Origin of the sequence: Bacillus cereus group sp. N21, assembly GCF_016483395.1 — a bacterium.
Classification (GTDB): domain Bacteria; phylum Bacillota; class Bacilli; order Bacillales; family Bacillaceae_G; genus Bacillus_A; species Bacillus_A pseudomycoides.
Map to the genome: position 1 here is coordinate 1 of NZ_JAEHBX010000071.1, position 23,215 is coordinate 23,215.

Consider the following 23,215-nt stretch of genomic DNA (forward strand, 5'->3'; position numbering starts at 1 on the left):
ACGTCAAAACTTTACCTATCGCGACCCGTAAGGGTTAGTAGCTACCCTAGCTCTTACGAGCTAGGATGCTACACATAACTATACTACACAAAGCAAGGGATTGCTTATGCACGTATATGCGTTGCGGTAAATAGAGGGTTTCGAAATAGCCTAGGAGAGCAGCAAGCAGACTACATTTACTGCGTCGTTTGGAGAAAATCGGCTGAGAATGTATCAGATTATTGTCAAAAGGGATCGCTAGTTGGGATTACAGGCCGTATTCACACGAGTAATTACGATAATGAGCAGGGGAAGAGAGTGTATAAAACAGAAGTTGTGATTGAAAGAATTACGTTTTTGGAGCGGAAGAAAGAGGAAGCTTCACGGTAGAGAAAGGAGGTATAAACAAAAACTTGGTGTAATTACCAGATAACTATTATTTTTCACTAATCCCTTCCTATAAGTAACTGTCGAGAGATAAAAATATCGTTTTTGGGATGCTTCAAAATCTTAGATTAGTGGGCATATGAGATGATTCCTAGTAGAGAAAATCTAAACCCCTTGTTCAATATGGACAAGGGGTTTTTGTTCAAAGAAAGTATAACTTTTCGATTGCTTTTGCAAGATGTACTGGCGGAAAAAATGACATACGTAGCCAAAACTTTAATTGTTCATTTTTTTGAAAAAGATCGACTTTCAATTGTAGTAGCCTGTATAAATCTTTTTCAGGATTTTGTGAATCAATTTTACTTAAGTATTGAAGTTTTGAAGCTAGTTCAGTTTCTTTTGTATCACGTAACACATGAAGAAAAAGGTCATCTTTTCCTTTAAAATGTGTGTAAATGGATTGCTTTTTCATGCCGGCTTTTTCAGCTATTAAAGAAAGGGGTGTTCCTTCATAACCATGAATTGTGAAATATTTTAGAGCTGCACCCTTAATTTTATTACTGTTCAATAAAATCACCTCAAATTTTACGAACGTTCGTCAGTTATGTTAGCGAATTAAATAAATGTATGTAAGCGGAAATTATATTTTGATATCTAAACAAATAATTTTAAAGATTTATATTCAATCTAATTAGGAAAAACTTTAAAAGAAGGGGAAAGGATGTTAGGAGGCGAATGGCATCTGCCCGTATTGTTGTTATTTATATGGTGTCGAAGGGTACGGTTTCTTAAATATAAAAAGAGTGCATTCTAAGAAGAAACAATATTGCATTAAAATTTTAGCTCTTCACTTCGTTTTATATACATCGTAATGTGGGTCTAACCTGGAATAGGTCTTAAGTCTGATTTGAAAACGGTTCTTAAGCTCGTTATGGAAAACTAAAAAAATAGTTAAGATAAGAGTATCAAATCGAAGGGAGGCAAGCACAAGAAGAAACAATTTCTAACGTTTATCGCAGCCGGTATTTTGGCTTTAATTGCTCTTGGTAGTCTTGCTGGTATTGTAGGATTCGCAATTGGAGCAGGGATTGCGTACTGGAGCTATAAATCATTTGTGCGAGCACAATCATTTTTTGGAAAGTTAGCTTGGGGTATTTTCGGTTTAATCGGCTTGTCAATCGCCCTTTCTCATTCCCCAGCATTGATCGGTATTGTAGCAGTAGTGGTGCTATACTACGGATACCGTGAGTGGAAAAAAGAAAAAGATGTAGTGGTTGATTCTGCTTCAGAAAGTTCTAAACGATATAGCAACTTTGAAGATGAGTGGAACAAGTTAATGAAAAACTAATATAAAATAACTGAAATCATAAAGTAGAAGAGAGGAAGATTAGAATGAAACAATCTTTATTCGGACGTGTACGCGATGCAATTTTAGCAGATTTTCATAATGTATTAGATGAGAAGGAAAGAAAAAATCCAATCGCTATGTTAAACCAATATTTACGCGATAGCGAGCGTGAAGTAACAAAAATTGAGAAATTAATCGAGCGTCATAAAACATTAAAATCTAACTTTGCTCGTGAACTTGAGCAGGCTCGTTATTTCGTAAATAAGCGATCAAAGCAGGCGATCATTGCACAAGAAGCAGGAGAAATGCAATTGCATGAACGTGCAGTAGAAGAAGTAGCATACTATGAAGGGCAAGTATCACGTTTAGAAGAGATGTATGCAGGTGTAGTGGAGCAAATTGATGAGTTAGAACGCCGTCTTTCTGAAATGAAAAATAAGCTAAAAGAAATGAATGCAAAGCGTATGGAATTGATGGCACGTGAAAATATGGCCCATGTGAACCGTCGTATGAATACGGCTCTTCATAAAATGGATGAGAATAATCCGTTCTTACGATTTGAAGAAATTGAAGATCACATTCGTGATTTAGAGCTTCGCATGAATGAAGATCATGAACGTGATACATTTGATATGAAAATTGCAAAACTTGAGCGCGACATGAAAGAAAAGGATGAAGTATCATTAACAAAATAATTGTAGTGCATCATAAAATGAGTTTATGGTGGTAGAAAAAAGGTGTTGCAAAGCAATACCTTTTTTTATTTATCCCGTATTAACGGGCAGTAAGACCCTCATCCTAAGATTCAGCGAAAGCAAGGAAGGTAGGGGCTGATTAAAGTTATTATCAATCTACCTTTTTTGAGCGGAAGAGAGAAGGAACATGATACTAAAAAGGGGTATATCAATAGGGGTAGTTGTTACATGATATTCACCAATTCTATTAAGACTATAATTGTGATTAGAAAAAGCAAGCGTCTCAGTAGGAGTATAGCGATAGAACATGTTACAATACAGCTAAGAACAAGCAATAAAGGAGAGTTTATTTACGTGAAGATTAAAGCAATTGAACCGACGCCAAGTCCAAATACGATGAAAGTTATCTTAAATGAAGTGTTACCATCAGGAGCACGTAATAATTATACAAACGAAAATGCAGAACAAGCACCAGAGCAAGTGCAACACATTTTAAAAATTGAAGGTATTAAAGGTGTATATCATGTTGCGGACTTTCTAGCAGTAGAGAGAAATGCGAAGTATGACTGGAAAGTACTTTTGCAACAAGTTCGTGCTGTGTTTGGAGAAGAAGTCACTGAAGAAGATGAGAGAGAGCAACTTTCACATTTTGGTGAAGTGAAAGTATTCATTCAAATGTTCTTTACGATTCCGATGCAGGTGAAATTAACAGATGGAACAACGGAAGAACGAGTGGGCTTACCAGACCGTTTTAAAGAAGCAATTATGAAAGTGCAAATGTCTGCACCTAACGTTGTGAAAGAGCGTAAATGGGTAGAACAAAGTACACGTTATGGGAATTTTGAAGAAATCGGAAAAGAAGTTGTGGAAGAAATTGTCGCTGCTTATCCAGAAGACCGTGTTGAAAAAACTGTAAAAGAATTATTAGATCAAGCGGGTGCTAAAGAAGTAACGATTACAAAGCGTGAACCATATAAAGTAACAGAAGAAATGATGGCGGATCCTGATTGGAAAAACCGTTATGCAGCGCTTGAGCAAATGGATCCAACAGAAGAAGATATTCCTGTATTGAAGAAAGCGCTAGAAGATGAGAAAGTATCTATCCGTCGTTTAGCAACAGCGTACTTAGGTATGGTAAAAGGTGATGAAGTATTACCGTTACTGTATAAAGCTTTACTAGATCGTTCTGTAAGTGTACGCCGCACTGCGGGTGATTGCTTATCAGATGTAGGAGATCCAGCAGCGATGTTTGTTATGATTAAAGCACTTAAAGATCCAAGTAAATTGGTGCGTTGGCGTGCGGCGATGTTCTTATTTGAACTTGGTGATGAAAGTGCAATTCCAGCACTACGCGTAGCGCAAGATGATCCAGAGTTCGAAGTAGCAATGCAAGCTCGTCTAGCATTAGAACGTATTGAAGGCGGAGAAGAAGCGAAAGGATCTGTTTGGAAACAAATGACGGAGTCTCGCAAAGGAGAATAATCATATGATCGTTTTCTATGATAGTAGGTGTCCGATGTGCACGGCAGTCGCAGAGCGTACAAAGAAGCTTGATAAAAAAGATACGATGAAGTTTGCCTCTTTTCGTGATAAAGATGTTGTAGAGGAGTATCAACTTTCTACAGAGTTACAAGAGAAGATGGAGCAAAGACTTTACATTTTAAAAAATAACAAATGGTATGACGGGATTGGTAGCGTATATGTTTTAGCAAAAGCTGTGCCGTCATACTGGTTTGTGGTTCCTTTTATCAAGTTATCTATTTTACTTGGATTTGGAAATAAAGTGTATGATTATATTGCAAATAGAAGAAAACTTGTACCAGTTGGTCACTGTCGTGAAGGAGTTTGTGAAATTCCATCAAAAAAATGATGGTAACGCTATCTTTCTTTTGCACCTATTATAAGAGCGTGATATGATGAATTTGGAATGAAAGTTGAAGGAGAGATTACAAGATGTCAAATGCATACGAAGAATATATGCGTCAAATGGTAATTCCAATGCGTCAAGAGTTAGTGCGTGCTGGATTTGAAGAATTAACTACAGAAGAAACTGTAAAAGAATATATGGAAAATGCGACAGGTACAACATTAGTTGTCGTAAACTCTGTTTGCGGATGTGCAGCTGGTTTAGCGCGTCCATCAGCTGGTCAAGCGGTTGTACGTTCCGAAAAACAACCAGACCATCTTGTAACTGTATTTGCAGGACAAGATAAAGACGCAACAGCTACAATGCGTGAGTACTTCGGAGATATTCCTCCATCTTCACCATCTATGGCGTTACTAAAAGGAAACGAAGTTGTTCACTTCATTCATCGTCATGAAATTGAAGGAGCAACAATGGAAGAGATTATTAATAACTTAGAACAAGCTTTTGAAAAGCATTGCTAAAAAGGGGGAGTGATTCTCCCTTTTTTCTTTATATATTGAGGTGAAAAGATGATTGTAACAACAGCAGGACGAACGAATAAGGAAATGATAACATATGCAAAAGAGGTAGCGGAAGAATTACAATGCTCTTTTGTAGTACGGAATGATATATCGGTATACAAGCTACATGAGCAGTTTGAACAAGATGTACTCGTTGTAGGAAAGAATCGATTAGCAATTTATCCAAAAGGTACAGAAGAATCGTTCTTTTTCCATCCTAATTCTGCAATGTTTCGTGTGAAAAGATTAATGAGGGGAGAACATGATCCATTTGTACAAGCTGCAAAATTAGAAAAAGGAATGACGGTGTTAGATTGTACGCTCGGTATGGCATCAGATAGTATTGTTGCAAGCTATGTTGTTGGAGAAGAAGGCGCTATAACGGGGCTTGAGGGGAATCGTTACATGGCTTATATAATGAATAAAGGTTTAAAGCAGTGGTGTGCGGGTATTTCAGAAATCGATGAAGCGATGCGTAGAATTAGAGTGAAGAAAACTGAGCATTTTGATTTCTTAAAGCGCTGCGAAGACAACTGTTATGATGTTGTTTATCTGGATCCAATGTTTGAAGAAACGGTAATTGAATCAGATGGGATTCGTGGCTTAAAACACTTTGCTTTGTATAATGATGTCACAGATGAAACAATTGCAGAAGCAAAGCGTGTTGCTAGAAAACGTGTTGTCTTAAAAGATCATTTCCGTAGTTCACGATTTGAGCGACATAACTTCTTAGTATATAAGCGAAAAAGTGCGAAATTTCATTTTGGTGTAATTGAACCTTGCTAATTATTTGAAAAGATGTATAATAAGCAATAATCAATTATATATGATGTCGTAGATGAAGAGAGTAGTCCTTCTTCAGAAGGAAAGCGAGCTAGGGATGGTGAGAGCCTAGTACGGAGAAGAGGATGAAGCGCACTTCGGAGACGCTGCTTGAAATGAATAGTAGAGTAAGCCGGGGCCCCCTGTCCTCGTTATAAACGGGAAAGTGGTTCTTCGGAACAACAAGGGTGGTACCACGGGTGATAACTCGTCTCTTTTTTAGAGACGGGTTTTTTGTGTTTAAAAAAATAAGGAGGGAGTAACATGGAATATAAAATTCAATTAGCAAAAAGTTTATTTGAAATATTAAAATCAGAATTATCATTGGAACAAATTACAGGTTTAATTGAAACTCCGAAGCAAGATGAATTTGGAGACGCGGCATTCCCTTGTTTTATGCTTGCAAAGCAATATAAAAAAGCACCCGCAATTATCGCGAAAGAAATTGCTGAGAAGTTAAACAATTCATTTTTTACAAAAGTGGAGGCAGTTGGACCATATGTGAACGTATTTTTCAATCGTCACATAGTAAGTGATGATGTATTAAAAGCGATTTTAGTTGAAAAAGAAGAATATGGACAGGGGTACTTTGGGCGAGAAAAAACAGTAGTAATCGATTACTCTTCACCAAATATCGCGAAACCGTTCTCCATGGGACATTTACGTTCAACGATGATCGGGAATTCTTTAAAACATATCGCTGAAAAGTGTGGATATGAGGTTGTAGGAATCAATTATATTGGTGATTGGGGAACGCAGTTTGGGAAATTAATTACCGCATATAAAAAATGGGGAAATGAAGAGCTTGTAAAAGAAGATCCGATTCGCGAATTATTCAAATTATATGTTCATTTCCACGAAGAAGTGAAAGAGTATCCAGAGCTAGAAGAAGAAGGTCGTGCATGGTTTAAGAAATTAGAAGACGGTGATGAAGAAGCAGTTTTTTTATGGAATTGGTTCCGTCATGAATCTTTAAAAGAATTCTCTCGTATTTATGAACTTCTTGGTGTTGAATTTACAAACTTCCAAGGAGAGGCTTTCTATAATGATAAAATGGGCGATTTTGTTGATATTTTAGAAGAAAAAGGGTTATTAGAAGAATCGGATGGAGCACAAGTTGTTAATTTAGAAAAAGAAGATATGCCGCCATGTTTAATTAAAAAATCAGATGGAGCTACACTTTATGCAACGCGCGATTTAACAGCGGCACTATACCGTCAAAACACATATGAATTTGATAAAGCGTTGTATGTAGTAGGCGCAGAACAAAGCTTACACTTCACACAATTTTTCACTGTATTAAAGAAACTTGGTTATAACTGGGTAGATGGTATGGCTCATGTACCATTTGGACTCATTTTAAAAGATGGTAAAAAAATGTCCACACGTAAGGGGAAAGTCGTATTACTTGAGGAGGTATTAGAAGAAGCGATTACGCTTGCAGAGAAAAATATTGAAGAGAAAAATCCGGACTTAAAGCAAAAAGAGGAAGTTGCTAAGCAAGTTGGTGTCGGGGCAGTCATTTTCCATGATTTGAAAAATGAACGTATGCATAATATTGAATTCTCTTTAGAAAAAATGCTGAAGTTCGAAGGGGAAACAGGACCATATGTTCAATATACACATGCGCGTGCTTGCTCCATTTTACGAAAAGAAAATGCTGAATTTGAAACAGAAGCGTTTCAATTAAACGATGATCATAGTTGGAGTACGATAAAATTATTAAATAGATTTCCACAAGTCGTTGAAACAGCCTTCTTCAAAAATGAACCGTCACATATTGCGAAGTATTTGTTAGATGTAGCACAAGCATTTAATAAATATTATGGAAATGTTCGTATTTTAGAAGAGGATAAAGAAAAGGAAAGTAGACTTGCACTTGTTTATGCAGTAACGATTGTGTTAAAAGAAGGATTGCGTTTACTTGGAATGGGTGCTCCGGAAGAGATGTAAATGAGTACAATTTTATCGTGCTATTGTGCAGTGACAATTATTAACGTTACTGTAGTAGTTAATTACAAATAATGTGTTACTGAAGATGATAAATACAAAATAAAGCTTACTATATTAGAATGACAAATCGGGCGTACCATTGACCTGATTTGTTTTTTTTTTTTTTTATATTTTTCTTACTATTTTTAATAATTATTCATTTTGTTTTTTCTTTACTAAAATTATTCTTTGAAAGAAGGAGATGGAGATGGTATCTTTTTTTTCTACAATGTATGAAGATGAACTTATATATAGTGCTATTGCAAGATATCATGTTAGAAGTGGTAATACTATCCCTAAACAGACAATTGATAAATTGATGTAAGTCTGTATCTTTTATTTTTTCGCGAATATGGCCATAGCCTTTTTTAAAATCTCATTTTCCTCCTTCAGACGAAGCATTTCTTTCTGCATTCGCTTCAGGTCTTCTAGCGTCATTTCTTCCTCATCAATCGTTGTGATAGGAGAATATTTTTTTATCCATTTATAAATCGGTACTTCTGATACACCATATTCGCTGCTTAGTTCTTTCACAGATCGGCCTGAATGATATAGTTCAACAACCATCTTTTTAAATTCTTCATTAAATTTCTTGTTTGCCATACGGACACTTCCTCCTTGAAATCCATTGTAAGGACTTAACTAAGTTGTGTTCATATGACTATACTAACTCCAGCTTACTATAGTATCATTTTTGAACATCTTACTTTAGCTCAGCACAACGGATAACCGCTTTAATTAAAGGGAATTATCAAAAAGGGTACTATTAAACAGAACAAGCCCAAGAAATGGATAAGGAGTGAGCATGCGATGGACAACATGATAAATGCGGGCAGTTTTGGTTTGCAAAGCGGAACTGCTCAAAAAACGGTTGGCCAGTATTTGTTCGATTGCCTGAAACTGGAGGGCATTACCGAAATTTTCGGCGTCGCAGGGGACTATAATTTTACACTTCTTGATACTTTGGAGTGTTATAACGACATCCGTTTTATAGAAGGACGGAACGAACTAAACTCGGGCTATGCCGCAGATGGCTATGCAAGAATCAAAGGAATTTCTGCTCTTATTACGACCTTCGGGGTCGGGGAGCTCAGCGCCTGCAATGCGATAGCGGGAGCCAACAGCGAGCATGTGCCAATAATTCACATTGTGGGTGCGCCTCCTGAGAAGGATCAAAAAGAGCACAAGCTGATGCACCACACCCTAATGGATGGGAATTTTGATGTCTTTCGCAAGGTGTATGAGCAGATTACGGCTTATAGCGCGGTGCTTACGCCGGAAAACGCTAAGATTGAAATTCAGGCTGCGATTCGCATTGCTAAGGAAAAGAAAAAGCCGGTATACCTGGTTGTGGCCGATGATTTAGTGACCAAGCCGATTAAGATCCGGGAAGAGCCGGTACCGCCACGTCCAACGTCCAACCTAAAAACCCTTCAGGCTGCGGTGAATCATGTCCATCGACTGCTGGAGCGTGCCCACCGACCGGTTATCCTTGTGGATGTGAAAACCATGCGTTTCGGCCTTCAGACAGCAGCTCGGCAGCTGGCCGACGCCATGGACGTGCCTGTTGTAACGATGATGTTCGGGAAGGGGGCATTCGACGAAACCCATCCAAATTATATCGGAATGTACCTAGGCTCTTTCGGAGGTTCTGAAGTCCAAAGTACGGTGGAAAATGCAGATTGTATCATTGCAATCGGCATGGTATGGGCGGACACCAACACCGCGAATTTTACCGCAAAGCTGAACCCGCTGGTGACTGTCAATATTCAACCAGACATGGTTAAGATCGCTGAGGCGGAATATCCGAATGTTCTTGCAGCCGACATGCTACTTGCCGTGCAGAGGGTGGGTCATATGGGCCAAGGTTTGGCAGAAAAATTGTCATTCCCTTACGATCAATTCACAACTAATGCCGCCGGCCCTCTAATGGCGGCCGGCTATTATCCCCGTTTTCAGCGCATGCTGAAAGAGGGCGATATTGTAATCGCCGAGACTGGGACGTTCTATAATGGAATGGCGGAGGTTAGACTGCCGGGCAATGTAACATATATTGGGCAAGGAGGATGGCAGTCCATCGGTTACGCAACTCCCTCGGCGTTCGGTGCTATTATGGCCGCGCCGGAACGCCGAGTGTTGCTATTTACAGGTGACGGCGCCCTGCAGCTAACAGCCCAGGAAATCAGTTCCATGCTCTATTACGACTGCAAGCCTATAATCTTCGTCTTGAACAACGATGGCTATACAATTGAGAAATATTTGAATGTCAAAACAGAGGGTCAAAAGTACAACCAAATCCCTCAATGGTCTTACACCAGGCTGCCTGAAGCTTTTGGAGGTAACGCGTTTACCGTTACGGTCCGGACCTATGGAGAACTTGATCAGGCTATAATCCAAGCTGAAACGGAAAGTACCGAAAGACTCTGTATTATTGAAATGATCGCAGGGAATCCGATGGACGCACCTAAATATATGCGACGGCAGCGCAGTTATATGGAGAAGCAGGAAATGCAGCGCAGCCAGAAATAGTCCCGAATAACAAGAATGTTCCTAAAAGATGGATCTAATCTTTAAAGGGGACCCTTAAAAAATAGTCATGTAGAAACTTAGCATTTTTAAGTCACCTCCTTCTATTAGCTTCCTAAAATTTGCTAAGCAATCCGTTCTTGTACTCTCAGATAGACAAAAAAACATCAAAATGATGTTTTTTAACTTAAGGGTCACTAAACATCTCCATCAAGTTAAAAAATTGGTTTTAACCTAAAGCGAAAAAAGTGAACTTAATTTTTATAAATAAATGTAGAAAAAATTTCGTTTTAGTGCATTTTAAAATCTTAAGTTGATGGATGTGGGGGGCCGTCAGGAAAATGCGGAGTTACAACGGTAAGCTTATTTTCAAGGCGATTCCCCCGCTTTTAACAACTGTAGCCTTGGAATAAAGTTTGATTAAATTAACTGAATAAACCTTGATAAAAGAGCACATAGAAAAAGCGTGTTTTGAAAAAAATTGATCAAAACACGCTTTTTTTATATTCAATTGAGTCATTCTTTTATAAAAAATTTTGATGATTTTTGTGATCCTTGCTCAATTAAAGCACCCGATTATAGAAGAACTTATTGAAGATAAACCCCGTTACTTTAAATGATTCATTCACAATATTATTAAGTAAATTCCCTTTTACTTTCAGTAATGTACTAAAATCCATGCAGTAAAAACTCCTTACAAAAGAAACAAACAGAAAATAGAAGCTTTTTTAATCGAACTAATGTAAATAGTTTTACCTTTTTAACAGTAATCCAACAGAAGTCCCCTTCCTCAAGCACGTGTAGGGCATAGCCCAGGTGGTAGGGAGGGGATGAATGTTGGTCGTGCATAGCACGAAGTTTCTATTTCCTTTTTATGTAACTTTGTGTATACTAGCAGAAAAAGGAACGTATATTCTGTTTTGTGTTTAGGAATCTGAAAAACTATATCGAAAAAAGGGGGAGGGGATGACAATGTTGCTAAGCCAAAAATACGAGATTTTCCCAACCAAAGAACAAAAAGAAACGTTAGATCGTTGGCTACAATATTGTCGTCAAGCTTATAACTCTGCTCTTTTGGATAAACAAAGAAAATATAAGGAAAACAAACAATTGTATACACGTTCTGATATGCAAAAGCAACAAGTCATCGATAAGAAGAGGTATCCTTTTCTCAAAGAAGTGCCATCACAGCCCTTACAATAAGTATTTTTACGACTCAAAAAGGCATATGATGGCTTTTTGAGTGGGGATGTGGGCTATCCAAAATTGAAACAGTATAAAGACTATAATAGTCTCACTTTCCCTCAATTTGGATTCAAGCCGAATGGGAAACACCGCTTTGCGATGTCATTTGCAGAGAACAGAAAATTATATAACAAACGATTAGGGGAAGTGGATATCCATCTGCATCGTCCAATAGAAGGAACCATTAAACAATTGATTATAAAACGCCAATCTAAGAGATGGTACGCTATTTTTAGTGTCGAAAGACAAGTTGTACCTTCCTCTATTACGATAGAAAATGAGATTGGTATAGATGTGGGACTGAATAAATATGCTGCTCTTTCCAATGAAACCGTATTTGAAAATCCAAGATTTCTTCTGCAAAAAGAAAAGCTACTGAAGAAAGCGCAGCGTAACCTTTCAAAGAAAAAGAAAGGCTCTGCAAACTATAAGAAACAAGTAGAACGGATTCGGAACCTTCACGAAAAGGTAGCGAACCAAAGAAAAGATTTTTTGCATAAATTAAGTTATCATCTAACACAAATGTATGCGGTGATTTGTATAGAAAATCTCGATATCCGAAATATGGTTCGGAATCGGAAAGTATCGAAGTCGATTTCGGATGCGGGCTGGGGTGCTTTTCGCAGGATGCTTTTGTATAAGTGCAAGAAATTTGGAAGCCTACTTGTGAAAGTAGATCCAGCATACACATCGCAAGATTGTTCTGGTTGTGGAAATCGTGTGAAAAAATCACTTTCTATTCGGACGCATATTTGTGCAAAGTGTGGAACGGTATTAGACAGGGATCATAATGCAAGTCTAAACATTTTGCGAAAAGGGTTAGAACAATTACTTGTGAGAACGACTGAAGACTGAAACTGTAGGGCAAGGTTGTGTCCAAACAGTATAAACGACGCCTGTGGAGAGTATGTAAGACTGCTTGGATTCTCAAGCAGCAACACTCTATGAAACAGGAAGCCCCTTCTTCAAACGACTCGTAAGAGTGTTAAGGAGGGGTCATTCACTATCCACATCCACATAGAACCTACCGACTAATATTAAAAGGAAATTCACCCAATTCCCTGGCCCTAATTTGATACTAATAGAACTGTTCTAATCATATTCTTATAATAGAAAACAATAAAAAGGGGTGGAAAGTTAGTTGATAAAAGTAAAGGTTAGTTTACGACCCATTGTAAGTAAGATAAATTTACCCACTGTTTTGAAAACAACTATACTTCCGGGTGACTCAATTGAAAGATTATTTATTGCAACCCAGGTAGGAGAAATCTTTTACATAGGAAACGGAGTTATAAGGACTTTTTTAGATATTCGCCCGCGAATCATAAAATTAGGTAATTCTGAACAAGGGGTTTCTGGTAGTGGATATGATGAACGGGGATTGCTAGGGCTAGCGTTTCATCCAGAATTTTATTATAACGGTTTGTTTTATCTTTATTATTCAGTAGCTGGAACACAAGGTCCAGGGGCTCTTCCTGAATTTTTTAAGCCTAACCCGTGTGATCCCAGAACTTTAAACCTAAGATGGATAAATAGAGAAACTCAATATGATCATATTGATACAGTTGAAGAATGGATTTTACAATCGAATGGTCAACCTCAAAAACGACGGACATTACTTAACATAAGAAGACCATTTTTTAATCATAATGGTGTCAATAGCTTAAACTTTTCGCCTGAAACCGGAAAACTTGTTTTAACAACTGGAGATGGTGGATCAGGCTATGATCCATTTAATTTAAGTCAGGATGATATGGAGATAGCTGGTAAAATAATTGAAATTGATGTAGTTAAGAATACATTTATCAATAATCCCCCCGTAGTCACACGTTTTAATGAACTTCCCTTACCTATTCAGGAAACGCTTACGGTAATTGCCAAAGGAGTTCGCAATATAACAGGCATTTCATTTCAAAGGTTTAATAATCAGTATATCAAATATGTGGGGAATGTCGGACAGGATTTGGTAGAGTCGATTTTTTCATTCGTTCATTATAAACCAATACCGGTTACTCAGCTTATTCAAGCTTCTTTAATGAGATCTAAACCTGACCAAGAAGGATTTATTAACTTTGGTTGGCGAGGGTGGGAAGGTGCTTTTCCTACTTTGTTTATAAGGGGCTGTTCTGCAAATCCGACTTTGGATGAGAAAACAATTGCTTATTACAATGAAACAGTAAAAACTTCAGTGAGGCGTCTTCAGCCTTTAACTAGTTATTTTCATAAAGATCCCCGACCCGATAAGTTTGGAGGAACTGCACTTACAGGAGTCCAGCCATATATGGGGAAGGGAATCCCAAATTTAACGGGAAGCGTTGTGTTTACCGATCTTGCCCAGAATGAAGAATCTCGGCCTCCGGTTAGAGGGGGGTTAGCTTATACCAAGGCAAGTACGGATTGTAAACTAAATGATTTTAGTGTTATTGAAACCGATTATAATTTTGGATCTCAATCAGCTTATTATGTTAATTTGGGAACGAATTTGGATCAAACCAGATTATATTTAGGGGTTTATGGCTCTATGAAAGTGACTGATTTTAACCAAGGTACTATTTTTGAAATTGTTCCATGATTTATAACTATAAAATTCGACGGTTGGAGTAAGCATTAACACCTAACCATTTTCTGAAGCAATTCCAGCATCTGCAATTAGTATTTCCCATCGATCTGTAAACGTTAAGTTAATGGGAGGTGTAAACTTTTCAGCAAATACTTCAATTCTATATCCTAATGGAACCAAGATACCTTCTGGCTTTAAAATTCTTTTATTGTATATGTATGATACATCGTCCCCCCCTTAGAAAAAGCTTATATTTTTAAATATTCATGGAGGGGCAGTTCTCATTCCAATTGATTACTAACAGGCAATACCGCATAAAGCGCAAGGGAATGAATAGTATAGAAAGTGACGAATTGGATATTTTCAGGGGGTGTTTTCATCAATCGGTTTATTCGTTATTGGTATCAATCGATGATAGAGACAGATACAAACTATGTTCATATAAGAAAAATGAACATTGCAACCAAGTTAGTTATTCCAGCCTTATTGAGTACATTTGCCACTATGTTTCAATCAGCGGGGGGCTTTATGCCTGGTATAGGCTTTCTGATTAGTTTTCTAGCAACATTACCAATTTTTTTAGCTACTTGTTTTTCTATCCGCCAGGGAATCCTCTCTTATACCCTCACGATTTTCCTATTATTTATTATTCAGCCGAGTGAACTAATTATCTTTCCCTTTACAACAGGTTTATTAGGTATAGCGATGGGTGTGGCCTTTTTACAATTGCAGAGGAGAATTATGATTGTTTCCTTTTCATCAATATGTCTACTTACGGGTATTATGGTGATTCTGTATGTATTTCGTTTTCCAGTGCTAGGCCCTACTGTTGATACAACTATGGATCCAAAGGTTATTGCAATAATATGTATATTGAGTTTTCTTTACTGCTGGATTTTTGCGGAACTTTGTAGAGTACTCATGAATAGATTTTGTCGGGCATTGCTTTAACAGTTGAGTAAAATCTTTTTGAACGAATAAGCGTTGTAATGCCACATATATTTCAAAAGAAGGAAGAGACAAGATGAAGCTGGCGTTTAGTACAAATGCATTTACAAGATACACATTGCCCGAATCTATTTCAGAGATTGGCCGTTTGGGATATAAGGGCGTGGAAATTCTAGCGGACGTTCCTCATGCTTTTCCACCTTTGCATACTGCCCCTTGGGTAAGTGATGTGCAAAAAAAAATAGAACAATATGATCTCGAGGTATCAAACATAAACGGTAATACGGCATCTGGATTTTTTTTGCATTCTACTGGAGAACCTACATTTGAGCCGTCCCTATGTAATGCGAGAGGAGAGGTGAGAAATCAGAGAATTGGATATACGAAGCAGTTAATAGATTTAGCCGCAATGCTAAATGCAAAAAATATCAGTATTACAAGTGGTAGGTGTCTTTCTGAAAACCCACCAGATCAGGCAATTCATCATCTGATAAACTCATTAATGGAAATTATGGACTATGCCGAACGGCGTGAAATCAACGTGGGGATTGAATACGAACCCGGTCTTCTAATAGAAAACGGCAAAGAATTGAGTGAACTGATTCAAATAGTAGGGTCAAATAGGCTAGGAGCAAATCTCGATCTCGGGCATGCAGACGTAATAGGAGAAGATATTCCTGCTCTTTTATCAAGTTTAAAGTCACGAATATGGAATATCCATTTAGAAGATATCGCAAATCACAAGCACTATCATCTTATACCTGGTAAGGGAAATATTGACTTTAATCAATTGTTCAATCATGTAAAGCAAATCGAATATACAGGATTCATTACAGTAGAATTATATACCTACAGTGACAATCCGTTTATGGCAGCAAAGGAATCTATCGAATTCCTTACACCATACTTTAAGAATAGCCATTTATGAGGGGGAAAACCTATGAAATATTTTGATCCGCATATCCATTGTTACTCCCGCACAACAGATGATTATGAGAATATGAGTCTGGCTGGCGTACGCGCCGTTGTGGAACCCGCATTTTGGCTTGGAAGCGAACGCCGATATCCTGAGACATACTTTGATTACTTCCAACATTTGCTTACCTTTGAACCGCAGCGTGCTAAGCAACATGGAATCGATCACTATTGTTGTTTAGCTATGAATCCAAAAGAAGCAAATAACCTTGATATTGCCTATCAAGTAATCGATGGACTATCCGAGTACTTGCAACATGAGCGGTGTCTTGCGATTGGGGAGATTGGTTTTGATAGAATCACTGTTGAGGAAGAAGCTGTGATGCGCAGACAACTGAAATTGGCTAAGAATCTCCATATGTTGGTTATGGTACATACTCCTCACCAAAATAAGCGGGCGGGAACAAGAAGAACGATAGAAATCCTAAAGGAAGAAGGGCTTGAACCTGACAGGGTATTAATAGATCATAATAATTCAGATACTATTGATCTTTCCGTTGAATATGGCGGCTGGAGCGGGATGACAATTTATCCGACAAAAGTTTCAACTGGCGAGGCAATTGAAATCATCGAACATTACAGCACAAATAAGATCATGATCAATACGGCAGCAGACTGGGGCCCGTCTAATCCTCTTAATGTAGTAAAAACTGCGCTTGAGATGAGAAAGAAAGGGCATGCGGAAAATATCATTCAAGAGCTAGTTTGGAATAATCCGGTCCGCTTTTATGAACAATCCGGAAAATTGAAACTAGATTCATAAGGGGGAGAAGATCATGAAACTTGCATATAGCAGTAATGGATTTAAAAGATATGACCTGTTAAAAACAATCGACTTATTAGCTGAAATCGGATATGAAGGAATAGAAATCTTACTAGATATCCCGCATGCTTTTCCACCTGAGGTGACCAATGAGAAGATAGACATGATTAAAGACAGGTTGAAGCAACGAAACATGACTATATCAAATTTGAATGCGTTCATGTTGTATGGAATAAAAGATAATTGGCACCCGTCTTTTGTTGAGGCGGATGAAGTAGAACGAAGACAGCGTATAGAACATACGCATAACTGCATTGACTTGGCTCGAAAACTCGGTGCAAAGACATTGTCTACCGAACCAGGGGGACCACTCATCAATGTAGGAAGAGAATGGGCAAATAAAGTTTTTATTTCGGCAATGGAGGAATTGGCTGACCATGCCGAAAAATCTGGTGTAACAATTCTTGTTGAACCGGAGCCGGACTTGCTGATTGAAACTTCTGATCAATTTATTGAATTCAAGAAGGCTGTTCCCTCCCAGGCAATTGGATTAAATTTTGACATAGGACATTTCTTTTGTGTCGGAGAGGATCCGGCTACATTAGTTCATAAGTTGCTCCCCTATACAAAGCATTATCATCTAGAGGATATTGCCAAGAACCGTGTTCACGAACATCTTATTCCAGGGCATGGTGCTATTCCTATTCTAGAGGTTTTACAATCTATAAAGAAAACGGGCTATGATGGTTTTGTTACCATTGAATTATACCCCTATGAAAGCCAGGCGATACAGGCTGCCAAGGAATCTCATGACTATGTACAAAGCATCCTTAACAGCCTATGAGAAAGATTCGCACCTATTTTGAGCTCATACGATTTCCGAATACCTTTACAGCTATGGCGGATATATTGGCAGGTACTTGGATTGCAGGGCTAGTTTGGAATCAGAATTACTTCATTCAGATTATCCTTCTTATATTTGCAAGTGCATGTATATATGCGGCAGGAATTATTTTAAATGACTTTTTTGATTTTGAAATAGACAAGAAAGAGCGGCCTGAGAGGCCCTTGACATCTGGTCGCATCTCACTTCGTTCAGCGCTGCGTTTTAGTTATGTACTTCTTACGGCTAGTGTTGTATCTGTATGCTTTGTGTCCAAAATAAGTTTTTTGATTGCGTGCATTCTCATTGTTTTAGTATTCGTTTACAATCGCTATTCAAAGCATCATGACGTTTTTGGACCGTTGACAATGGGAATTTGTAGAGGAGTCAATTTGTTATTAGGGTTGAGTGTGGCACCAGATAAATTAGCGCAATTTTGGTGGATAGCGGGATTAGGATTTTTATATATTTTCACTGTTACTGTGATGTCCAAAGGCGAGGTTGGAAACGGCATTCATCCGAATCGAGTAAGAATTATGGCAGGGGCGGTTTTAACGTGTGCTATTGTTATTCTGTTCTTGCAATTCGACGGTACATGGGGAGCAACAGTTATTGCAGTAATCTTTTTTTTGTTATGGACTTTTTCAGGAATTTTACCGGCACTAGCAAAGCCAACATCACCTAACCTTAGGAAGGCTGTCGGAACATGTATACTAGGTCTTCCGTTATTGGATGGGGCGGTTGCTGCTCCATTTGGAGGATGGCCAGCTTTTTTTTCCGTATCCTCTTTCCTAATTCTGAGTTATATCATGTCTCGTATCTTTCCGGTCACATAGATGAAAGGATGGTATCTTTGGAGAAAAAAAACGTGGTTGTATTAGATATTATCAGTTTGACAACAGAACATCTGAACGATGCTGAATTGACTCCGAATATTCGAAAATTATTAGAAAGTGGTCAACATGCAAGAATTAAGCCAGTATTTCCCGCTGTAACTGGATCAATACAGGCTACTTATATCACTGGAACTCCGCCAGCTGAACATGGAATTATTTGTAACGGCCTCCCAAACTTGGATACTAAAGAAATTACAATGTGGAATCAGACGATGGTTCCAATTCAAGGCGAAAAAATCTGGGAGAAGTTGAAGAAAGAAGACCCGACAGCTGAAACAGCAGTGCTATTTTGGCAGTTCAGCAAGCTGAGCACAGCGGACTATGTAGTGACACCTGCCCCTATCCATCTCGATAAAAAAATGATCTTGTGGTGTGATTCGAAGCCGAGGGACTTATACGGAAAACTGAGGGAGAAATATGGGGAATTTGATCTAAAAAATTTCTGGGGCCCACTCTCTTCTGTCAAGTCCAGTGAATGGATCTCAGATGCAGCGATAGATATTTTAGAAGAATACAAACCAAGATTATCACTTGTATATTTACCCAATATAGATTATAACGCGCAAAGGTTCGGACCTGAAAGTGAAGCAGCAAGGAGATCGATTAAGGAAATTGATGATTTGATTGGAAATTTTATCGGGCAACTAGAAGAGCGCAGATTGAGGGATCACACACGTCTTGTTATTTTATCAGAATATAATTTTAAGTCAGTTAATAGACCTATCCTTATCAATCAAACGTTGAACAAAGAGGGATATGTGGCTATCAAACATGTTGAAAATATGGATTTTCTCGATTTAGAGATGTCGAGGGCCTTTGCCTTGGCAGACCATCAATTGGCCCACGTGTATATTCCAGACCCACATGATATAGGGGCAGTTAAAGCAATTCTTGAAAATATCCCAGGTATAGCCGAGGTATGGGGAGAGGAGGAGAAACGAGCCCATAATATTGATCATGAGCTTTCAGGTCAGTTAGTTGTAATTGCAGAACCCGACAGCTGGTTTGTGTACTACTGGTGGCTGAACAGCGAACAGGCACCAGAATTCGCATACAATGTGGATATTCATAGGAAGCCCGGTTATGATCCAGTTGAGCTGTTTGTAAATCCAAAGACATTCCAAATCCCACTAGAACCGGATCGAATCAAAGGATCTCACGGTTTACCGCCAAAAGACGAAGGGGATTATGTATCACTTGTAGTAACAGGGAAAGATTTTGAACTTCCAGAAACATTAGAAGCGACCGAAGTCCATGACTTGTTGTTACAACTTTCAAGAAAAAAGAAGAGGTGAAAAAGTGACATATCAAACGGGTGTGTTATTCGTGGGGATGCTGGGTGCAGTCGCAACAACAACGATTTCCGGACTTTTTGCAGTCAATCAAAATCTTGCTCCGTTAAGGGGAGTTATTTCTTCAGAAAAGGAATTTGAGGTGCTGCAGCTAACTCCGCTTGATCAGATTGCTTTTGGTGGATGGGATATACAAAAAGATTCATTAATAGAAGTAGTAAAAAGGCATGGTATCATTCAGGAGCCTATTTTGCAGAAGATTGAAATGAATCTCAATGATGTTCCTGTTTGGCAAGCGCCATTGGCTAATGTGAATGATTTTGTCAAAGGAGTATATAGACTGAAAGGAGAGCCTGAGACTTTAGAGAGTGCAGTGGATAAAATCCAAGAAGACATCGAGGCATTTAGGAAAAAGTATGATCTTGAGAGAATTGTTGTGATAAACACAGCTTCAACAGAAGAAAAAACAAAAACTCATTCATTATATCAATCATTAAAAGCATTTGAGACCGGGTTAAGGGAGAATTCACCGGACATTCGACCGGGTATGCTTTATGCTTATGCGGCAATGAAGTCAAAATGTGCTTATGTGAACTTTACGCCGAGTGTGACGGCTGAGATACCGGCGCTGCAAAAACTTGCAGAAACTCAGGGTGTTCCGACAGCAGGGAAAGATGGAAGGACAGGACAGACTTTATATAAACATGTTTTAGGGAAAATGTTCAAACAGCGAGGGTTGAATATTGTCGGATGGTACAGCACGAATATCTTAGGGAATCAAGATGGTGCAATTTTGGATCATCCGAGGCATTCTTCAACAAAGATTGATTCAAAGTCCATTGGATTAGAACGTATACTAGGGTACAGTCATTTTGATCATAAAGTTAGAATTGATTATTTTCCTATCCGAGGAGATAGAAAAGAAGCATGGGATACTGTTGACTTTGAAGGGTGGCTAGGAGAGAGGATGACAATGAAAATCAATTGGCTGGGCATTGATTCTATTTTAGCTGCTCCCCTTATAATTGATCTTTCCCGGTTTATGGATCATGCACTTCAGAAGGGGAAGGCAGGAATAATGGAACACCTATCACTATTCTTTAAATCCCCAATTGGAACAGATGAATATGCCCTTGATCAGCAATACCAAACGTTATTGGAGTATGTGGAACATTTTGAATATTACACTTAATCTTCTTGGTGACCTTGGAGCTGAAAAAACTATGAAGCATTAGAAAAAGGTGCGGAGAAGGCAAGAGGAATCGCGAAGGTAAATTTAGCGGGAATTAAAGGGCGGATTGGATATGAGAGGGGATGTTAAGCGTTCCCTTATTTTTATTATTAAATTTATTAAAATACTTTCCTATTGCAGCGCAAAGAATCGAGTTAAAAGAAGCATATAAGATTATTGTAATATCTGATAAATTACTTTCAGGTGCTGAAATGTATATGGACTGGGATAATAGTATGTTTAAACCAGAGTATATAAAATTCGACCAACTGTTCGATAATTGTAATTGCCTTTGCTAATTTTTCATTCCCTACAGAAAATAAGACTTCTTCTACAGATATGTGTACAAAATCAATTTTAATCTTTTTTTTAAATGGATTGTGATTTTGAATAAAATTTTGTTTTCACTTTTTGATCAAACTTTGTTTTAAAGCCACACAATTTAGGATTAAGATTTTTATGGAGGGGAAGTATAAAGAAAGAAGGAATATACATTGTTGATTCTAAAGAAGTAGTTAGCAGTAATTTGAGGTAAAGATGATTGTGATATTGCATTCCATAAAAAAGAATGTTACTCTAAAAATAGAATTATGAGAGGACTGATGGATGAATAATGATTAACTAATCTATATTTTAATTTGAAATTAATAACTTCAAACTACAAAATATAGGGTTAGTCTATCCATTTTTATAAATCAGTTCATACTTTATTTGTCATGATTCCAATGATTAATAAGAACTTATTAAGTATAAGTGAGATACTAATCCTTCCGATTACAAATTGGGAGGATTTTTTTATTCTCTTATAGGTAAGTTGATATTTATTAATCCGTAACTGTAACCTAACAAATAAAGGAGAGAGAAAAATGAGGAATTCAGACACTATTGTTACACATGTAATGCTCTATATAAGTCGTTAATATCCATCAAACTTATATGGAGAAATTAAAAAATTGATGGATATTCCGACTTTATATGAAAAGTGTTGATATATAAAGGAGGAATTATTATGTCAATGATAAAAGTTCAAGACTTAACTTTTTCATACCCAGGTAGCTTTGATAATATTTTTGAAGGTGTAAACTTTCAAATAGATACGGATTGGAAACTAGGGTTTATTGGTAGAAACGGACGAGGTAAAACGACATTCTTTAATTTATTATTAGGTAATTATGAGTATAGTGGGAAGATCACTTCTTCGGTAGAATTTAATTATTTCCCTTACCCAGTTTCGGATAAGAACAAGTTCACTCATGAAATCCTTGAAGAAATTTGTCCCCAAGCAGAAGATTGGGAATTTCTGCGTGAAATATCCTATTTAAATGTTGATGCCGAGGCCATGTATCGACCATTTAAAACATTATCAAATGGAGAACAAACAAAGGTGTTGCTTGCTGCACTGTTTTTGAATGAGGGTCAATTTCTATTAATTGATGAGCCAACAAATCATCTAGACACTGATGCACGAAAGATGGTCTCTGATTATCTAAGGAAGAAAAAAGGGTTTATTTTGATTTCACATGACAGAATCTTTTTAGATGGATGCGTTGACCATATCTTATCTATAAATAGAGCAAATATTGAAGTTCAAAGTGGTAACTATTCTTCTTGGAAGTTAAATTTTGATAGACAGCAGGAACACGAAGAGGCTACAAATGAGCGTCTACAAAAAGACATAGGGAGATTAAAACAGTCTTCAAAGCGTTCAGCAGGTTGGTCTCATCAAGTGGAAGCTTCAAAAAATGGAACAAGGAATTCAGGATCTAAGTTAGATAAGGGTTTTGTAGGACATAAAGCGGCCAAGATGATGAAGAGAGCGAAGAACCTTGAATCAAGGCAACAAAAAGCTATTGAAGAAAAGTCAAAATTACTAAAAAATGTGGAGAAAACTGAGTCGTTAAAATTAGAACAATTGAAATTTCAGTCAAATGAATTGGTTGTTTTGGCTGATGTGTCTGTTAAGTATGATGACCAAATAGTAAATGAGCCAATTAGCTTCATAGTTGAACAAGGGGATCGAATTGTACTTGATGGAAAGAATGGAAGCGGGAAAAGTAGTATCCTAAAACTAATTCTAGGACATCCAATACAGCATACAGGCTCAGTTAATTTAGGTTCAGGACTCATCATTTCCTATGTCCAACAAGATACTTCTCATTTGAAGGGATTGTTATCGGACTTTATTGAAGAGCACGAGATTGATGAGACGTTATTTAAATCCATCCTACGTAAGATGGATTTTGACC

Annotated in this window: 19 protein-coding genes, 3 pseudogenes and 1 other annotated feature; of the genes and pseudogenes, 19 read left to right on the plus strand and 3 right to left on the minus strand. The window is 37.7% G+C overall.

From position 1 onward, the window contains the following. Positions 1–78 precede the first annotated feature (78 nt). Positions 79–369 (plus strand): annotated as a pseudogene (locus tag JDS96_RS25435) (single-stranded DNA-binding protein); the annotation flags it as partial. A 199-nt stretch (positions 370–568) separates the two neighbouring features. Here JDS96_RS25435 and JDS96_RS25440 read toward each other — a convergent pair. Then, complete coding sequence (locus JDS96_RS25440) at positions 569–934, minus strand: TetR/AcrR family transcriptional regulator (protein ID WP_018782101.1); 366 nt, start codon at positions 932–934, stop codon at positions 569–571. Between the two features lie 396 nt (positions 935–1,330). On the opposite strand from JDS96_RS25440, the gene JDS96_RS25445 reads away from it, so the two are divergent. From JDS96_RS25445 to argS, 7 genes are all read left to right on the plus strand, one after another. Continuing rightward, positions 1,331–1,714, plus strand: a complete 384-nt coding sequence (locus JDS96_RS25445) for a lmo0954 family membrane protein (protein ID WP_098604434.1) — start codon at positions 1,331–1,333, stop codon at positions 1,712–1,714. 44 nt (positions 1,715–1,758) lie between these two features. Further along, complete coding sequence (locus JDS96_RS25450; protein ID WP_003207081.1) at positions 1,759–2,409, plus strand: PspA/IM30 family protein; 651 nt, start codon at positions 1,759–1,761, stop codon at positions 2,407–2,409. Between the two features lie 354 nt (positions 2,410–2,763). Beyond that, positions 2,764–3,891 (plus strand): conserved virulence factor C family protein, encoded by a 1,128-nt coding sequence (locus JDS96_RS25455; protein ID WP_006094695.1) that lies wholly within the window; start codon positions 2,764–2,766, stop codon positions 3,889–3,891. A gap of 4 nt (positions 3,892–3,895) precedes the next feature. Next, positions 3,896–4,279, plus strand: coding sequence for a thiol-disulfide oxidoreductase DCC family protein (locus JDS96_RS25460; RefSeq protein WP_033798290.1), 384 nt, complete (start codon positions 3,896–3,898; stop codon positions 4,277–4,279). Positions 4,280–4,362: 83 nt separating this feature from the next. Continuing rightward, positions 4,363–4,797: a BrxA/BrxB family bacilliredoxin gene (locus JDS96_RS25465; RefSeq protein ID WP_003197283.1), complete on the plus strand. Its 435-nt coding sequence runs from the start codon at positions 4,363–4,365 to the stop codon at positions 4,795–4,797. Positions 4,798–4,845: 48 nt separating this feature from the next. Then, a complete protein-coding gene (locus JDS96_RS25470) occupies positions 4,846–5,622 on the plus strand; it encodes a class I SAM-dependent methyltransferase (RefSeq protein ID WP_199668436.1) in 777 nt (258 codons plus the stop codon). Positions 5,623–5,662: 40 nt separating this feature from the next. Beyond that, positions 5,663–5,877 (plus strand) — a binding site (T-box leader). 45 nt (positions 5,878–5,922) lie between these two features. After that, positions 5,923–7,611 carry an arginine--tRNA ligase gene (argS, locus tag JDS96_RS25475; protein WP_199668437.1) on the plus strand — a complete coding sequence of 563 codons (1,689 nt, stop codon included), beginning with the start codon at positions 5,923–5,925 and terminating at the stop codon, positions 7,609–7,611. A gap of 343 nt (positions 7,612–7,954) precedes the next feature. Here the strand turns inward: argS and JDS96_RS25480 are convergent. Beyond that, positions 7,955–8,253 (minus strand): annotated as a pseudogene (locus tag JDS96_RS25480) (transposase); the annotation flags it as partial. Between the two features lie 207 nt (positions 8,254–8,460). On the opposite strand from JDS96_RS25480, the gene JDS96_RS25485 reads away from it, so the two are divergent. The 3 genes and pseudogenes from JDS96_RS25485 (at position 8,461) to JDS96_RS25500 (ending at position 13,993) form a co-directional block, all read left to right on the plus strand. After that, entirely contained in the window at positions 8,461–10,179 is a 1,719-nt protein-coding gene (locus JDS96_RS25485) for an alpha-keto acid decarboxylase family protein (RefSeq protein ID WP_199668438.1), read from the plus strand. 963 nt (positions 10,180–11,142) lie between these two features. Then, positions 11,143–12,276 (plus strand): annotated as a pseudogene (locus JDS96_RS25495) (RNA-guided endonuclease InsQ/TnpB family protein). A 286-nt stretch (positions 12,277–12,562) separates the two neighbouring features. After that, positions 12,563–13,993 carry a PQQ-dependent sugar dehydrogenase gene (locus tag JDS96_RS25500; RefSeq protein WP_199668441.1) on the plus strand — a complete coding sequence of 477 codons (1,431 nt, stop codon included), beginning with the start codon at positions 12,563–12,565 and terminating at the stop codon, positions 13,991–13,993. Positions 13,994–14,035: 42 nt separating this feature from the next. Here the strand turns inward: JDS96_RS25500 and JDS96_RS32905 are convergent, their stop codons facing one another. Further along, complete coding sequence (locus tag JDS96_RS32905) at positions 14,036–14,161, minus strand: hypothetical protein (protein ID WP_274605973.1); 126 nt, start codon at positions 14,159–14,161, stop codon at positions 14,036–14,038. A 198-nt stretch (positions 14,162–14,359) separates the two neighbouring features. Between JDS96_RS32905 and JDS96_RS25505 the strand changes: the two genes are divergently transcribed. The 8 genes from JDS96_RS25505 to abc-f all read left to right on the plus strand — a co-directional run. Then, positions 14,360–14,932, plus strand: coding sequence for a YybS family protein (locus JDS96_RS25505; protein WP_199668447.1), 573 nt, complete (start codon positions 14,360–14,362; stop codon positions 14,930–14,932). A gap of 73 nt (positions 14,933–15,005) precedes the next feature. Continuing rightward, positions 15,006–15,857, plus strand: a complete 852-nt coding sequence (locus JDS96_RS25510; protein WP_199668442.1) for a sugar phosphate isomerase/epimerase family protein — start codon at positions 15,006–15,008, stop codon at positions 15,855–15,857. A gap of 12 nt (positions 15,858–15,869) precedes the next feature. Beyond that, positions 15,870–16,667, plus strand: coding sequence for a TatD family hydrolase (locus JDS96_RS25515; protein WP_199668443.1), 798 nt, complete (start codon positions 15,870–15,872; stop codon positions 16,665–16,667). A gap of 13 nt (positions 16,668–16,680) precedes the next feature. Continuing rightward, on the plus strand, positions 16,681–17,511 hold the full coding sequence (locus JDS96_RS25520; RefSeq protein WP_097795975.1) for a sugar phosphate isomerase/epimerase family protein: 831 nt from the start codon (positions 16,681–16,683) through the stop codon (positions 17,509–17,511). Then, complete coding sequence (gene eboC / locus JDS96_RS25525; RefSeq protein WP_199668444.1) at positions 17,508–18,386, plus strand: UbiA-like protein EboC; 879 nt, start codon at positions 17,508–17,510, stop codon at positions 18,384–18,386. Before JDS96_RS25520 ends, eboC begins: the two co-directional genes overlap by 4 nt. A 32-nt stretch (positions 18,387–18,418) precedes the next feature. After that, positions 18,419–19,741 carry an alkaline phosphatase family protein gene (locus JDS96_RS25530; RefSeq protein WP_199668448.1) on the plus strand — a complete coding sequence of 441 codons (1,323 nt, stop codon included), beginning with the start codon at positions 18,419–18,421 and terminating at the stop codon, positions 19,739–19,741. Positions 19,742–19,745: 4 nt separating this feature from the next. Continuing rightward, a complete protein-coding gene (locus JDS96_RS25535; protein ID WP_199668445.1) occupies positions 19,746–20,930 on the plus strand; it encodes an inositol-3-phosphate synthase in 1,185 nt (394 codons plus the stop codon). Between the two features lie 1,048 nt (positions 20,931–21,978). Next, the coding region (gene abc-f, locus JDS96_RS25540; RefSeq protein WP_199668446.1) for a ribosomal protection-like ABC-F family protein at positions 21,979–23,215 on the plus strand (1,237 nt) is incomplete at its 3' end.